Annotated in this window: 14 protein-coding genes and 2 tRNA genes; 1 reads left to right on the top strand and 15 read right to left on the bottom strand. The window is 57.4% G+C overall.

Features of this window, described 5'->3' with window-relative positions; genetic code table 11:
* Positions 1-22 precede the first annotated feature (22 nt).
* From nsrR to nnr, 12 genes are all read right to left on the bottom strand, one after another.
* Positions 23-448, bottom strand: a complete 426-nt coding sequence (gene nsrR / locus ENTHG_RS15025; protein WP_044181276.1) for a nitric oxide-sensing transcriptional repressor NsrR — start codon at positions 446-448, stop codon at positions 23-25.
* A 150-nt stretch (positions 449-598) separates the two neighbouring features.
* A complete protein-coding gene (gene purA, locus ENTHG_RS15020) occupies positions 599-1,897 on the bottom strand; it encodes an adenylosuccinate synthase (protein WP_044181273.1) in 1,299 nt (432 codons plus the stop codon).
* Positions 1,898-2,000: 103 nt separating this feature from the next.
* Positions 2,001-2,198, bottom strand: a complete 198-nt coding sequence (locus ENTHG_RS15015) for a DUF2065 domain-containing protein (protein ID WP_044181270.1) — start codon at positions 2,196-2,198, stop codon at positions 2,001-2,003.
* 74 nt (positions 2,199-2,272) lie between these two features.
* A complete protein-coding gene (gene hflC / locus ENTHG_RS15010; RefSeq protein WP_044181267.1) occupies positions 2,273-3,277 on the bottom strand; it encodes a protease modulator HflC in 1,005 nt (334 codons plus the stop codon).
* Positions 3,278-3,279: 2 nt separating this feature from the next.
* A complete protein-coding gene (gene hflK / locus ENTHG_RS15005; RefSeq protein ID WP_044181262.1) occupies positions 3,280-4,539 on the bottom strand; it encodes an FtsH protease activity modulator HflK in 1,260 nt (419 codons plus the stop codon).
* Between the two features lie 81 nt (positions 4,540-4,620).
* A complete protein-coding gene (gene hflX, locus ENTHG_RS15000) occupies positions 4,621-5,901 on the bottom strand; it encodes a ribosome rescue GTPase HflX (RefSeq protein WP_044181260.1) in 1,281 nt (426 codons plus the stop codon).
* 75 nt (positions 5,902-5,976) lie between these two features.
* A complete protein-coding gene (hfq, locus tag ENTHG_RS14995) occupies positions 5,977-6,282 on the bottom strand; it encodes an RNA chaperone Hfq (protein ID WP_044181258.1) in 306 nt (101 codons plus the stop codon).
* A gap of 120 nt (positions 6,283-6,402) precedes the next feature.
* The gene (miaA, locus tag ENTHG_RS14990) at positions 6,403-7,329 is read right to left on the bottom strand and encodes a tRNA (adenosine(37)-N6)-dimethylallyltransferase MiaA (protein ID WP_044181257.1); all 927 of its coding nucleotides are present in this window, start codon (positions 7,327-7,329) and stop codon (positions 6,403-6,405) included.
* On the bottom strand, positions 7,322-9,178 hold the full coding sequence (gene mutL, locus ENTHG_RS14985; RefSeq protein ID WP_044181255.1) for a DNA mismatch repair endonuclease MutL: 1,857 nt from the start codon (positions 9,176-9,178) through the stop codon (positions 7,322-7,324). The genes miaA and mutL overlap by 8 nt, the downstream gene beginning before the upstream one ends.
* Before the next feature lie 9 nt (positions 9,179-9,187).
* Positions 9,188-10,525, bottom strand: coding sequence for an N-acetylmuramoyl-L-alanine amidase AmiB (amiB, locus tag ENTHG_RS14980; protein ID WP_044181254.1), 1,338 nt, complete (start codon positions 10,523-10,525; stop codon positions 9,188-9,190).
* A 16-nt stretch (positions 10,526-10,541) separates the two neighbouring features.
* Positions 10,542-11,003 carry a tRNA (adenosine(37)-N6)-threonylcarbamoyltransferase complex ATPase subunit type 1 TsaE gene (gene tsaE / locus ENTHG_RS14975; RefSeq protein ID WP_044181252.1) on the bottom strand — a complete coding sequence of 154 codons (462 nt, stop codon included), beginning with the start codon at positions 11,001-11,003 and terminating at the stop codon, positions 10,542-10,544.
* Positions 10,975-12,522: a bifunctional ADP-dependent NAD(P)H-hydrate dehydratase/NAD(P)H-hydrate epimerase gene (nnr, locus tag ENTHG_RS14970; protein ID WP_044181250.1), complete on the bottom strand. Its 1,548-nt coding sequence runs from the start codon at positions 12,520-12,522 to the stop codon at positions 10,975-10,977. Before nnr ends, tsaE begins: the two co-directional genes overlap by 29 nt.
* Here nnr and queG point away from each other — a divergent pair.
* Complete coding sequence (gene queG, locus ENTHG_RS14965) at positions 12,521-13,660, top strand: tRNA epoxyqueuosine(34) reductase QueG (protein ID WP_044181248.1); 1,140 nt, start codon at positions 12,521-12,523, stop codon at positions 13,658-13,660. The two genes, nnr and queG, sit on opposite strands and share 2 nt — an antisense overlap.
* Here queG and ENTHG_RS25855 read toward each other — a convergent pair.
* The 3 genes from ENTHG_RS25855 to ENTHG_RS14955 all read right to left on the bottom strand — a co-directional run bounded on the left by ENTHG_RS25855 (position 13,643) and on the right by ENTHG_RS14955 (position 14,163).
* Positions 13,643-13,696 (bottom strand): hypothetical protein, encoded by a 54-nt coding sequence (locus ENTHG_RS25855; protein ID WP_202595307.1) that lies wholly within the window; start codon positions 13,694-13,696, stop codon positions 13,643-13,645. The two genes, queG and ENTHG_RS25855, sit on opposite strands and share 18 nt — an antisense overlap.
* A gap of 233 nt (positions 13,697-13,929) precedes the next feature.
* Positions 13,930-14,005: transfer RNA gene (locus ENTHG_RS14960), tRNA-Gly, on the bottom strand.
* An 82-nt stretch (positions 14,006-14,087) separates the two neighbouring features.
* A tRNA-Gly gene (locus tag ENTHG_RS14955) sits at positions 14,088-14,163 on the bottom strand.
* Positions 14,164-14,224 lie beyond the last annotated feature (61 nt).

Here is a 14,224-nt window from a genome sequence, read left to right as displayed (position 1 = left end):
TCATCTCCGGTGGCGAACAGCGTCATTCCACCAGTAATAATTTATAAAGCGGTTGATTCTCTTCAACCAAATCGGCCAGCGTGTAGTTATCCAGCTCCTTAAGGAAACTCTGCACGGCCTTTGCAAGCGCCCGCTTGAGGCGGCAGGCGGAAGTAATATGGCAAAACTCACTATTACAGTTAACCAGGGCCAGCGGCTCAAGGGAGCGTACGACATCGCCAATAACAATGTCTGACGCGGCTCGCCCAAGGCGAATACCGCCGTTTTTGCCCCTGACGGCGGCAACGTAGCCTTCCCGACTCAACTGGTTAATGATTTTGACCATATGATTACGGGAAACGCCATAGATATCCGTGACTTCGGTGATGCTGGTCATCTTTCCTTCTGGCAAAGAGGCCATATAAATCAGCGCACGTAATCCGTAATCCGTAAAACTTGTTAACTGCACATCTACCTCAGTAGCAGTAAGAAAGGTGAGATACCCGCAGGTATTGACTCTATTGATGATAAACCAGCCAACAGGAATGCCGCTAATTTATTTGATCCGAAGGGAAAAAAGCAGGAAGAAAGGGGCTTGCCGAACAAGCCCCTGCAATCATTATGCGTCGAACGGGTCGCGCAGGATCATTGTTTCAGTGCGGTCCGGGCCGGTAGAGATAATATCAATCGGCACGCCGGTCAGTTCTTCAATACGTTTGATGTAGTTCAGCGCCGCCTGCGGCAGGCCGCTGCGCTCTTTCACGCCAAAGGTGGATTCAGACCAGCCAGGCATGGTTTCATAAACCGGCTCAATACCTTCCCAATTATCGGCAGCCAGCGGCGTGGTCGTCACTTCGCGGCCATCCGGCATACGGTAAGCAACGCAGATTTTCACCTCTTTCAGGCCGTCCAGCACGTCCAGCTTGGTCAGGCAGAAGCCGGACAGGGAGTTAATCTGCACGGCGCGACGTACGGCAACCGCATCCAGCCAGCCGGTACGACGGCGACGGCCAGTGGTAGCGCCGTACTCGTTGCCCTGTTTGCACAGGAACTCGCCGGTGTCGTCAAACAGTTCGGTCGGGAACGGACCCGCGCCCACGCGAGTGGAGTAAGCCTTGATGATGCCCAGCACGTAGTCCACATAGCGCGGACCCAGGCCGGAGCCGGTCGCCACGCCGCCCGCTGTGGTGTTGGAAGAGGTCACATACGGGTAGGTGCCGTGGTCGATATCCAGCAGCGTGCCCTGCGCGCCTTCGAACATCACGAAATCGCCGCGCTGACGCGCCTGATCCAGCAGGTCGGAGACGTCAACGACCATCGCGGTCAGGATGTCGGCAATCGCCATGACATCATCCAGCACTTTCTGGTAGTCAACGGCGTCGGCTTTGTAGAAGTTCACCAACTGGAAGTTGTGATATTCCATCACCTCTTTCAGCTTGTCAGCAAAGGTGGCTTTGTCGAACAGGTCACCAACGCGCAGGCCGCGACGGGCAACTTTATCTTCGTAAGCCGGGCCGATTCCGCGACCGGTCGTGCCGATGGCTTTCGCGCCGCGCGCTTTTTCACGCGCCACGTCCAGCGCGACGTGATAATCAAGGATCAGCGGGCAGGCTTCGGAAAGCAGCAGACGTTCACGAACCGGGATACCACGGTCTTCCAGTTCTTTCATCTCTTTCATCAGCGCGGCAGGAGAAAGCACCACACCGTTGCCGATGATGCTGGTCACATTGTCACGAAGAATGCCTGATGGAATAAGATGAAGGACGGTTTTTTCACCGTTGATTACGAGAGTATGGCCTGCGTTATGTCCGCCCTGGTAGCGAACTACATATTTGGCCCGTTCAGTCAGAAGATCGACGATCTTTCCTTTACCTTCGTCACCCCATTGGGTGCCCAGTACGACGACGTTGTTACCCATTTTTTCAAAATCACCGTTTGCTTAAAAATGGATTCTACCATCGCTTTTTCAGATATACAGCCCTTTTTGTACCCAAAAAATGGCAAAATCGGCTGATTTTTGATCAGCCAATCGTTTTCCTCAACATGTAGTAGATAACCACGCCTGCAACCACAAGTCCGCCGCCAAAACGACGCAGCAAATTATCCGGTAAGGTGCTCATGGTGGCGATCATCCGCCGCCATGCGCGCGGATAGAGCAGCGGGCCAAGCCCTTCAAGAACCAGTACCAGCGCCAGCGCCAGCAACACCGTCGCGTTCATTTTTTATCCCTGTAAAAAGAAAACCACCGCTCGGGTATGAACGGTGGTTTGTATCGTAAACCGCTTACGGCAGTTTAGCGTGTCGCGGTAGCGGGTGTCTTCATGTAGCGGAAGAAATCGCTGTCCGGGCTGAGCACCATGACATCCTGGTTGCCCTGGAAGCTGCTCTCGTAGGCGCGCAGGCTACGGATGAAAGCGTAGAAGTCCGGGTCCTGGCTGAACGCGTCGGCGAACAGTTTGGCGGCTTCGGCATCGCCTTCACCACGCAGGATACGGCCCTGACGCTCGGCTTCCGCCAGCGTTTTGGTCACTTCGTAATCCGCCGCCGCACGCAGTTTCTCAGCCTCTTCCTGGCCCTGAGAACGGTGACGACGCGCAACCGCTTCACGCTCGGCACGCATACGGTTGAAGATCGCTTCCGAGACTTCGGTCGGCAGGTTGATCTGTTTGATGCGCACGTCAACCACTTCGATACCGAGCGCCGCCATGCTGTTCGGGTTCACCACCGGCACTTTACCGTTGGTTTCCGCCGTCACGCGCTCTGCCGCTTTGGCAATCTCGTTATCCGCCGCCGTGGTGGTCACTTCGTCTTCCGTACCCGCAGAGCCGGAGTTCAGCGCGTCACGCACCTCCAGCGTCAGGCGGCCACGGGAGTCGGTCACGATGTCTTTCACATCAAGACGACCAATTTCAGAACGCAGACGGTCCGAGAACTTACGTTTCAACAGCACTTCCGCCTGAGAGACATCGCCGCCGCCCGTTGCCAGGAAGTAACGGCTGAAATCGCTAATGCGCCACTTGATGTACGAGTCGACGATCAGGTCTTTCTTCTCTTTGGTGACAAAGCGGTCGGCCTGGTTATCCATGGTCTGGATACGGGCGTCCATCATTTTCACCGACTGAATGAACGGCACTTTAAAATGCAGACCCGGCTCGTAGATCACCGGCTTTTTATCGCCGTCACGCACGACGCTGCTGAACTGGAACTTGATCCCACGCTCACCCTCTTTCACGACGAAGATAGAGGTGTAGAGCACTACCAGCACGATGATGATAATCGCAATAACTGACTTACGCATCGTTATTCCCCCTGACGCTGGTAGTCGTTACGCTGCGCGTTGGCGCGGCGTTGGTCCATAATGTCGCCCTGGCTGGCCGGGGCGTTGTTGCTTGCTCCGCTATTGCCGGATGAAGACGCAGGCGGCAGGCGCAGCAGGTTGTTTGCGCCGCTGTTGTCACTCTTTGCCGCAGGAGCGTTACCCCCTTTCAGCATTTGATCGAGCGGTAACACCATCAGGTTGCCGCCTTTATCGTTGACCAGCACTTTACGCGTATGGCTCAGTACTTTTTCCATGGTCTCGATATAGAGACGCTCGCGGGTAATTTCCGGCGCGGCTTTGTATTCCGGCAGGATCTTAGCGAAACGGGCCACTTCACCCTGCGCTTCCAGAACGGTCTGCGTTTTGTACGCGCGCGCCTCTTCGAGGATACGCTGCGCCTGACCGTTAGCACGCGGCTGGACTTCGTTGGTGTAGGCTTCGGCTTCACGGATGTACTGCTGTTCGTTTTCACGGGCGGCAATCGCATCGTCAAACGCGGCTTTGACCTCTTCCGGCGGACGGGCAGCCTGGAAGTTGACGTCCAGCAGGGTGATACCCATGTTATACGGACGAATGGTCTCTTCCAGCTCACGCTGGGTATCGCTACGAATCACGGTACGCCCTTCGGTGAGGATGCGGTCCATGGTGTATTTACCGATGACGCCGCGCAGGGCGCTGTCGGTGGCCTGACGCAGGCTATCGTCCGCGCTGGTAACGCTAAACAGATAGCGCTCCGGATCGGTCACCCGGTACTGGACGTTCATCTCAACGCGCACGACGTTTTCGTCAGAGGTCAGCATCACGCCGGAGGCAGCGAGTTCGCGTACGGACTCGACGTTAACCGCCGTCACGCTGTCAATAAAGGTCGGTTTCCAGTTCAGACCCGGCTCGACCAGATGGTCGAACTTACCGAAACGGGTCACGACGCCGCGCTCCGCTTCTTTAATGGTATAGAACCCGCTGGCGGCCCAGATGATTACCGCGGCGGCGGCAACGATAGTAACCACGCGCCCGCCGATATGCCCGCGCGGGCCTGAAGGCTGCTGGCTTGTGCCACCGCCGCCTTTACCTCCGCCCAGACCGCCGAGTTTTTTGCTCAACTTACGGAAAATATCATCCAGATCGGGCGGCCCCTGATCGCGACCGCCTTTATTTCCATTTCCCTCAGGGTTGCCGCCAGGTTTGCTGCTCCCCCACGGGTCGCGGTCTTGTCCGTTATTACCGGGCTGGTTCCACGCCATGTATGTGCTCCATATTCGTTATACGGTTTTACCCTTACTGCATCGGGTACCCCAAAGGGGAAAATTCATCAGGCCAACCGGTCAGACGACATAGTCTTCCAGTGCCGGTTCTTGTTTACAGAGACGCCGCCAGTCCACAATCGGCATACGCACCTGTATGCCAAGACTGCCGTCCTCCTCCATCCACTCTTTTTCAATGGCCTGAAGCTGATAAAAACGGCTTCTCAAACGCCCCTCGGCCGCAGGCAGCAGTAATGTGTGCTGCGCAATCTCACCGGACAGTCGCTCTGTTAAAGCCTGGAATAACAGTGGTACGCCAACCCCGGTCTGGGCAGAAAGCCAGACCCGAATTGGTTTATTTTCATCGTCCCTGTCGATACGCGGCTCGAAGTCGTCCAGCATATCGATTTTGTTCATCACCAGCAGGGTCGGAATTTCATGCGCGTCGATCTCTTCCAGCACAATATTCACCGCTTCGATATTGTCCTGTACGCGCACGTCGGCGGCGTCGATCACGTGCAGCAGCAGCGTCGCCTGCCGGGTCTCCTGCAGGGTAGCTTTAAATGCGGCCACCAGGTCATGCGGCAGGTGGCGAATAAACCCTACGGTATCCGCCAGCACCGTCTCACCCACGTCCGTCACGTCAATACGGCGCAGCGTGGGGTCCAGGGTCGCAAACAGCTGGTCTGCGGCATAGACCTGCGCCTCGGTGATTTGGTTAAACAGGGTGGATTTTCCGGCGTTGGTATACCCCACCAGCGACACCGTTGGGATGTCCGCTTTGGTGCGGGAACGGCGGCCCTGCTCACGCTGCTTCTCCACTTTTTCGAGACGCGAGAGAATCTGGGTAATACGGTTTCTTAACAGCCGACGGTCGGTTTCGAGCTGAGTTTCCCCCGGCCCGCGTAAACCAATCCCGCCTTTCTGCCGTTCAAGGTGGGTCCAGCCGCGCACAAGGCGCGTCGCCAGATGGCGCAGCTGCGCCAGCTCAACCTGCAGCTTACCCTCATGGGTACGCGCACGCTGGGCGAAAATATCTAAAATAAGGCCTGTGCGATCGATAACGCGGCATTCGCACAGTTGTTCCAGGTTACGTTCCTGGGCTGGGGTCAGCGCATGATCAAAAAGCACGACGGAGGCACCCGTTGCTTTTACGGCGTCCGCAATCTCAACGGCTTTACCTTCACCTACAAAATACTTTGGGTGCGGTGCTTTACGGCTACCGGTAATCACCTGCATTGCTTCGACACCGGCGGAAGAGACCAGAGATTCAAACTCCTGGAGGTCTTCCATATCTTTGTCTTGCGAAAAATAGATGTGTACCAGTACCGCCTGCTCACCGGCGTCATAACGGTCAAACAAGCGTAAACCCTCAAAAAAGATCAGCGGGGAACGCAGATATTCTGGCTCCCCGATGTAAATAAACAGCCAGCAACCTTATTCGGTCTCTTCGCTGTCCTGCTGCGAAGAAGGCTGGGCATTGCTACCATGATGATAGTTGCTGCTTGTACCGCCACCCGCATTGTTACTGTGATGAGAAACCGGGCGAGACGGAACAACCGTAGAAATAGCGTGCTTATAGACCATCTGGCTGACCGTGTTTTTCAACAGGATCACGAACTGGTCAAAAGACTCGATTTGCCCTTGCAGCTTAATACCATTCACCAAATAAATTGAAACTGGAACACGTTCCCGACGCAGTGCGTTCAGGAACGGATCTTGTAAAGATTGCCCCTTAGCCATTCTATCTTTTCCTTATATGCTTGTTTTGTACTTAGAACCCGGGAGTTCTGAAAACTGCGTAAAATTTTGCGCACGATTCAACTTAATTGTACACATTCAACTCGCGATAGCACCAATAACCTATAACACTTCGTTGTAAGACTGCTGCGGCTTTTCACTGTCGAGCCAGTGAACGCCATCCCAGCCTCGCAACCAGGTTATTTGCCGCTTTGCCAGCTGTCTCGTGGCGCAAACACCTCGGTAAACCATTTCGTCGTATGAAATTTCGCCTTCAAGATATGACCACATCTGGCGATACCCCACACACCGAATGGAAGGCATGTCCTTATGCAAATCTCCGCGAGCAAAAAGCGCCCGCACTTCTGCTTCAAAACCTGAAGCCAACATCTGATGAAAACGCTGCTCGATTCTTTGATGGAGCAGTTCACGGCTCGCCGGGGCGATGGCGAACTGATGCACCTGGTAAGGCAGAGCGTCTCCTGACGTTTGCGTCAGATCTGTTAAAGTTTTACCCGAAATGAAAAAAACTTCCAGTGCCCGGGAAAGCCTTTGCGGATCGTTTGGGTGGATTCGCGCAGCGGCGACAGGGTCAATCTCCTGTAACTGCTGATGTAACGCGTTCCAACCCCGCTCTGCCGCCTGTTTTTCAATCTCTGCTCTGACCTTCGGGTCGGCGGAGGGCAGCGGTGAAAGCCCCTCCAGCAGCGCCTTAAAGTAGAGCATCGTGCCGCCCACCAGCAGCGGGATTCGCCCGGCGGCGGTAATCTCCGCCATCGCCGCCAGCGCATCGCGGCGAAAATCGGCGGCGGAATAAGCCTGCGCCGGGTCGAGAATATCCAACAGCCGGTGCGGCGCGGCGCGTAATTCTTCGGCACTGGGCTTCGCCGTGCCGATATCCATTCCCTGATAAATAAGGGCTGAATCCACGCTTATCAACTCAACTGGCAAAACTTTACGTAACTCAATGGCTAACGCCGTTTTACCGGAGGCCGTCGGCCCCATCAAAAAAATCGCCTTAGGCAGGCCAGCCTTACTTACATCACTCATGTTTCAGGGCGTTCATCGCCAAAGATAAATCAACAGGTTGTAGTAAACCATCCGGCGGGGTCTTCACCAGATGCGGACAGAGACGCTCAACATCGGCTAACAGGCTGATGGCCTGCGCCATATTCCACTGGGCGTGTTCGCTGGCAAGGTGACGCGCGAGCCAGTGGGATATATTCACCACATCAATCTCTGTCTGCTGCGCCAGGTAGCCTATCAGTTCAGGAATCAAGTTTTGTAAATTTTGTTGGCGTAAGGGTAAAGGCACGGCGCGAATCGTGACGTACTGCCCATCCGGTAAAAATTCCACGCCCATTTGGGCAAGGACAGGCTGCGCGCCACGCAGCGCCGCAAGCTCAGGGGCCGATGCTTTGATCCGCACCGGAATAAGCAGCGGCTGGCCGCATGCCGTACCGTCGGAAGGCAGCAGCTGCGCCTGCCGGAGCCAGCGCTCCGCCACCGTCAGCGACAGTAACGCCAGCCTGCCGTCGCGCTCAAGCAGCGCATAGTCCGGGGTCAGCACCGTTAATACGCGGCCAAAGCTCTGGCTGTGGGCGTCCGGGGCGGGAGCGGCCACGGTGGCCGGTTCGGCTCTCCCTTTTGCTTCCGGGGTTTCCAGTAGCTGACGGTAGAGCGCCCCTTGCTGCTTCTGATATCCCGGCTGGGCATGCGGCCAGCCGGGCGCGCCGGAAGCGTTGCCACGGCTTGCCCCGGAGGGGGCTGACGGGCGCGACGGCGCAGGCTCACGCATTACGGACGGCTCAGCAAACTGGTTGCGCCCTGCCGCCACGCGGTTTTCCGGCAGCGAACGCGGCGCGGGGGCTTCTGGCTCCAGCGGCAGCGTGGGCGCAGCGCGCTGCTGGAAGACGCTCAGCACGCCCTGATAGATAAAGTCGTGGACCAGCCGCGACTGATGAAAACGCACTTCGTGCTTCGCCGGGTGGACGTTGACATCCACCTGATGAGGATCGATATCCAGATAGAGCACAAAGGCGGGTTGCTGGTCGGCCCCGAGCTTATCTTCGCAGGCCTGGCGAATAGCGTGGTTGATCAGGCGGTCGCGCATCATCCGGCCGTTCACGTAGCAATATTGAATCTCGGCAAAAGCAGAGGTGGTGGCGCCAGGTTCAGCGACCCAGCCGCGCAGCGCCAGATCGCCGTGCTGCCACTCTATCGCCAGCGCCTGTTCCAGAAATGGCGTACCGCAAATGGCTCCCAGCCGACGCTCTTTCTGCCCGCCCTGCGCTACGGCGCGGTATTGCCGCATCAGCTTCCCGTTATGGGTAAGATTGATGGTGACGTCAAAACGCGCCAGCGCAATGCGGCGAACCACTTCATCAATATGGCCAAACTCGGTTTTTTCCGTGCGCATAAACTTGCGGCGGGCGGGGGTGTTATAGAAGAGATCCAGCACCTCAAGGGTGGTGCCGACCGGGTGCGCTGCGGGCTTGACGGTAACATCCATATCACGCCCTTCCGCATAGGCCTGCCAGGCTTCCGCCTGGTCGGCGGTGCGGGAGGTGAGCGTAAGGCGTGAGACGGAGCTGATACTGGCCAGCGCCTCGCCGCGAAAACCCAGGCTGATGATGGCTTCAAGATCGTCAAGGGAGGCGATTTTACTGGTGGCGTGGCGGGCAAGCGCTAACGCCAGCTCCTCTTTTTTGATACCGCAGCCGTTGTCGCGGATACGAATAAGTTTCGCGCCGCCGCGCTCGATATCAATATCGATGCGGGTTGCCCCCGCATCAATACTGTTCTCTACCAGCTCTTTGACCACCGACGCAGGGCGTTCCACCACCTCGCCAGCGGCGATCTGGTTCGCAAGCTGCGGCGGCAGAACCTGAATCGGCATGAATGCTCCTTAATTAAACAACCCGCGTGAAGACGTTTCCGCGCTGGCCATCTGCGCCCCGCCGCCCTGCGGCGACGACTGTAGCGGATGCGCCTGGAAATAGTTGCGCAGACCGCTGTAGATGGCTTCGGCAAGCTGCTGCTGATAGGCATCGCTTCCCAGCAGGCGCTCTTCACCGTTGTTACTGATAAAGCCGGTCTCCACCAGCACCGACGGAATATCCGGCGAGCGCAGCACGCCCAGGCTGGCATGTTCCGGCCTGCGCTTGTGCAGCGAACCGATCCGGCCAAGCTGGCTGAGCATATTAGTCGCGACATCATACCCGACGCGCTGAGAATGGCCGAATTGTAAATCAAGCACCGCCTGGCTCAGGTAGGGATCGGCCTGGCTGTTCGCCAGTACATCCCCCGCGCCGCCCAGCAGTTCGGACTGCTTCTCATGCTGTTCCAGCCAGCCGGCCATTTCGCTGTTCGCGCGGCGGTTAGAGAGCACCCACACGGATGCGCCCGTCGCGTCGCGGTTGGGCGCGGCGTCAGCGTGGATAGAGACCAGGAAATTGGCGTTCTGCTTGCGCGCCACGTCCGAGCGCCCCATCACGGAAATAAAATAGTCGCCGTCACGGGTCAGCACGGCTTTAAACATCGGATCGTCATTCAGTAAAGTACGCAATTTGCGGGCGATGGCGATGGTAACGTTTTTCTCCCGCGTGCCGCCGGGGCCTATCGCGCCAGGGTCCTGACCGCCGTGACCGGCGTCAATGGCGATGATCACTTTATCGCCAGAAACCGGACGCGACTGCGAGGCAGGCCGCGTCACCGTGTTGCTGCTGGTGACGCTGGTGATACGGTCGTTATCGGTTTTAAACGGATTACGCGCCGGCTGCGCGGGCCGGGGAGCGACAGCGACGGCGGGCGTTTGTGTGTGCTGCACCACCACCTTCGGCGGCGGCGGGGGCGGCGGAACATCGGCGTCAATGGTGAAGACCACCGTATAGCCCGCGCCGCTTTGCTGTTTTACCGCGCGGGTTTTGCCGTTTTGCGTTAAGTCGACCACCAGCCGCAGAGACTGGTTATCCTTCGGCGTACCGGAGCGAATACTCTTCACCAGATTGTTGCCGCTAAACTGCAGCGGCAGCCCCTGAATAACGCCAGTCTGCTTGATATCCAGCGCCACGCTGCGTTTGCCCTCTTGCGAAAAGGCATACTCCGGGTCGCCCATAAAACTAAAGGTGATGCGGGCCTGTGTGTCCCCGTTGGAAACCTGGATATCCGATAAACTCGCCGCGCCAGCCTGCAGGCTGAACATCATCAGCGCGGCCATCAGCCAACTTGTTACGCGATACATCATCCCGCCATCCCTTAAATTAACCTGCTAAACGCGCCAGTAACGCATCACCCGCGGCAGAGACAGCGCAAACCCGCGCCTCACGTCCCTGCCCCTGGTAATCGATATGAATTTCTACATCCGGCTCAGGCAGGACGCCTGCGCCCTGCTGCGGCCACTCCACCAGACAAATCGCGTCGCTGACGAAATAGTCACGAATGCCCATAAACTCCAGCTCTTCCGGGTCCGCAAGGCGGTACAGGTCGAAGTGATAGACATTGAGATTCGCCAAAGCATACGGCTCAACCAACGTGTAGGTGGGGCTTTTGACATTACCGTTATGGCCAAGCGCCTGCAAAAAACCCCGGCTGAAGGTGGTTTTACCCGCGCCAAGATCGCCGTAAAGATAGATAACGGCGGCGCCGCTGCATGCCTGCGCCATATGTTGACCCAGCGCGAGGGTCGCCTGCTCGTCAGGTAAAGGAATTACTCGGTTCATCATCTTCTGTATCAAACACATCCGGGTTAACGACACGCACCAGCGTGGAAAAAAGATCGGTTGCCAGCATCCCCCGCGTACCCTGACGCGCCGCCAGAAGATCGGCAGCGACGCCGTGGGCAAGGCATCCGGCACAGGCCGCGTCATACAGGCTGTGCTGCTGGCCTAAGAGCGAACCAATAATGCCGGAGAGCACGTCGCCCATGCCGCCGCTGGCCATGCCGGCGTTGCCTGCATCAATGATACTGATTGCGCCTTCATCACCGGCGACAACCGTGCCCGCGCCTTTTAACACCACTACGCCTGCGTAACGTTGTAGCAGACGCTGGGCAGAAAGTAAGCGATCGCTTTCAATTTCTGCAACGGAACAGTTCAGCAGCCGCGCGGCTTCGCCGGGATGCGGCGTCAGAATGCGATTGTGACGTTTATCGGGATTGATTGCCAGAAGGTTAAGCGCGTCCGCGTCCCAGAGCATCGGTTTGCGAAAATTCTCAATTTTTTGTAGCGCTTTTTTGCCCCACTCCGCCTGCCCCAGTCCGGGGCCGATCACCGCTACGTCGGCCCATTCCAGGCTCTCTTCCAGCGACGTCGCCGTAAGCTCATGGACCATCAGTTCGGGGCGGGCGGTGACGATGGGCGCAATGTTCTCAGCGCGGGTGAGAATCCGTACCAGCCCCGCTCCTGCGCGCAGCGCCGCTTCGCCGGTCATGCGGATCGCCCCGGCCGTGCCGTGATCGCCGCCGATAATCACCAGCTTACCGTGGTCGCCTTTGTTGGATGTTGGCCTGCGCGGCGTAAACCAGCGCGGGAGCAGCGCGGCGTCCACGCGGGTCAGGGCGGTCTGCTGGCCCGCGAGCCAGCTCTCCAGCCCCAGCGCGTGATGGTGCAGTTGCCCAACCACATCCCGCGCTTTACCGGTTAGCAGGCCTGGCTTGAGGGCGATAAACGTGACGGTATGCGCGGCATTGATTACCGCGCCGGGCGTCGCGCCGGTTTGCGCCAGCAGGCCAGAGGGAATATCAAGCGCCAGCACCGGCGCGGCATGAGCGTTCGCATGGTCAATCAGCGCGGCGATATTTTCCCGCGGGGCGCTGTTCAGGCCGGTGCCCAGCAGGCCATCGATAATCAGGTCAGCGCCTTCCGGCCAGGCAGCCGTTTCAGCATGGATCTCGCCGCCCGCGTTGAGCCAGGCTTCCCGCGCCGCCTGCGCCTCTTCCGGCAGCGGCTTGTCGCTTTCCACGGCAAGCACCGTGACCTCAAGCCCCGCCGCGGCCGCCAGCCGGGCCACAATGTAGCCGTCGCCGCCGTTGTTGCCATGCCCGCAGAGAATGAGCCAGCGGCGGCTGTCAGGGTAGTGCTGCCGGGCAACGTTAAAGGCCGCCTCTCCCGCGCGCTGCATCAGTTCGAAAAGGGTAATGCCCAGCGCGTCGGCGGCCTCCTTTTCCGCGTCTCTTAGCGCATCCGCAGGCCAGATGGAGTGTGGTATACTTGCTGCGTTTTTCTTCATTGTATGGTCCGTCATGTCACAGCCCCTCGATCTCAATCAGTTAGCGCAAAATATCAAACAGTGGGGAATGGAGCTGGGTTTCCAGCAGGTCGGCATTACGGACACCGACCTTTCCGCCAGCGAGCCTCAGTTACAGGCATGGCTGGACAAACAATACCATGGCGAAATGGCGTGGATGGCCCGTCACGGCATGATGCGCGCCCGCCCGCACGAGCTATTGCCCGGCACGTTACGGGTTATTAGCGTGCGCATGAACTACCTGCCCGCCCGCGCCGCCTTCGCCAGCACGTTAAAAAACCCGGCGCTGGGCTATGTCAGCCGCTACGCGCTGGGTCGTGATTATCATAAGCTGCTGCGCAACCGGTTAAAGCAGCTCGGCGAAAAAATTCAGCAGCACTGTGCTTCGCTGAATTTTAGACCCTTTGTCGATTCCGCGCCCATTCTTGAACGGCCGCTGGCAGAAAAAGCGGGGCTTGGCTGGACAGGTAAGCACTCACTTATCCTCAACCGCGAGGCGGGCTCGTTCTTTTTCCTCGGGGAATTATTAATCGATCTGCCCTTGCCCACCGACACGCCGGTTGAAGAAGGCTGCGGCCGCTGCGTGGCCTGCCTCACCATCTGCCCCACCGGGGCGATTGTCGAGCCGTATACGGTGGACGCGCGTCGCTGCATCTCGTACCTCACCATTGAGCTTGAAGGGGCTATTCCGGAGCCGCTCCGGCCGCTTATCGGCAACCGCATCTACGGCTGCGATGACTGTCAGCTTATCTGCCCCTGGAACCGTTTCTCGCAGTTAACCGACGAAGCGGATTTCAGCCCGCGTAAACCGTTGCACGCGCCGGAGCTGATCGAACTGTTCGGCTGGAGCGAAGCGTGGTTTTTAAAAGTCACCGAAGGGTCGGCCATTCGCCGTATTGGTCATTTACGCTGGCTGCGAAATATTGCCGTTGCGCTGGGCAATGCCCCCTGGAACGAAGCGAACCTGCGCGCGCTTGAGCAACGCCGAGGTGAGCACCCACTTCTTGATGAGCACATAGAATGGGCGATTGCGCAGCAGATAGCGAAGCGGAACGAAGGGGTTGTGGAAGTACAACTGCCGAAGAAACAGCGGCTGGTCAGAGTCATTGAGAAGGGGCTAGCACGTGACGCCTGAATCGTCCACAGCTTGTGTATAAAAATAAAAACACATTGTGATTCAACGCGCAGAAATAGTTCAAGCGATCAAATTAACAATTTGAAATCCTATTTTATTCAATAATTTCAACACGTTATGAAGTTACTATTCACCGGTCGAACGATTTTATCGTTTTTGCGATCTGTTACAGCCTGTGGATAACTCTGTTCACAATACTTTAAAAGAAAGCGACAAATCGTCCGCAGCGTGCGCTTAGCGCTGTGGATAATTTTATAGAGAAAGAAATTTGGAGCGGGAAACGAGACTCGAACTCGCGACCCCGACCTTGGCAAGGTCGTGCTCTACCAACTGAGCTATTCCCGCATAATCTTCGGCTTCAAACTGCGCTATCGCAGATTAAACACCGTGATCTGGATGGTCCGTGTTTTTCAACACTTTCAAATTTTGGAGCGGGAAACGAGACTCGAACTCGCGACCCCGACCTTGGCAAGGTCGTGCTCTACCAACTGAGCTATTCCCGCTTAATCTTCGTCTTTCAGGCTGCCAGCGCAACATGAAACGTCCGATTAGGATGGTGCATTC

The organism is Phytobacter massiliensis JC163, assembly GCF_000321045.1.
GTDB classification, from domain to species: domain Bacteria; phylum Pseudomonadota; class Gammaproteobacteria; order Enterobacterales; family Enterobacteriaceae; genus Phytobacter_A; species Phytobacter_A massiliensis.
The sequence above is the reverse complement of the archived record's forward strand: the minus strand, read 5'-3'. Positions and strand labels throughout refer to the sequence as shown.

Bases quoted from the DNA above. Each gene is read 5' to 3' on its own strand.
- purA (WP_044181273.1), bottom strand. From the start codon at position 1,897: ATGGGTAACAACGTCGTCGTACTGGGCACCCAATGGGGTGACGAAGGT.
- ENTHG_RS15015 (WP_044181270.1), bottom strand. From the start codon at position 2,198: ATGAACGCGACGGTGTTGCTGGCGCTGGCGCTGGTACTGGTTCTTGAA.
- hflC (WP_044181267.1), bottom strand. From the start codon at position 3,277: ATGCGTAAGTCAGTTATTGCGATTATCATCATCGTGCTGGTAGTGCTC.
- hflK (WP_044181262.1), bottom strand. From the start codon at position 4,539: ATGGCGTGGAACCAGCCCGGTAATAACGGACAAGACCGCGACCCGTGG.
- hfq (WP_044181258.1), bottom strand. From the start codon at position 6,282: ATGGCTAAGGGGCAATCTTTACAAGATCCGTTCCTGAACGCACTGCGT.
- miaA (WP_044181257.1), bottom strand. From the start codon at position 7,329: ATGAGTGATGTAAGTAAGGCTGGCCTGCCTAAGGCGATTTTTTTGATG.
- mutL (WP_044181255.1), bottom strand. From the start codon at position 9,178: ATGCCGATTCAGGTTCTGCCGCCGCAGCTTGCGAACCAGATCGCCGCT.
- amiB (WP_044181254.1), bottom strand. From the start codon at position 10,525: ATGATGTATCGCGTAACAAGTTGGCTGATGGCCGCGCTGATGATGTTC.
- tsaE (WP_044181252.1), bottom strand. From the start codon at position 11,003: ATGATGAACCGAGTAATTCCTTTACCTGACGAGCAGGCGACCCTCGCG.
- queG (WP_044181248.1), top strand. From the start codon at position 12,521: ATGTCACAGCCCCTCGATCTCAATCAGTTAGCGCAAAATATCAAACAG.
- nnr (WP_044181250.1), bottom strand. From the start codon at position 12,522: ATGACGGACCATACAATGAAGAAAAACGCAGCAAGTATACCACACTCC.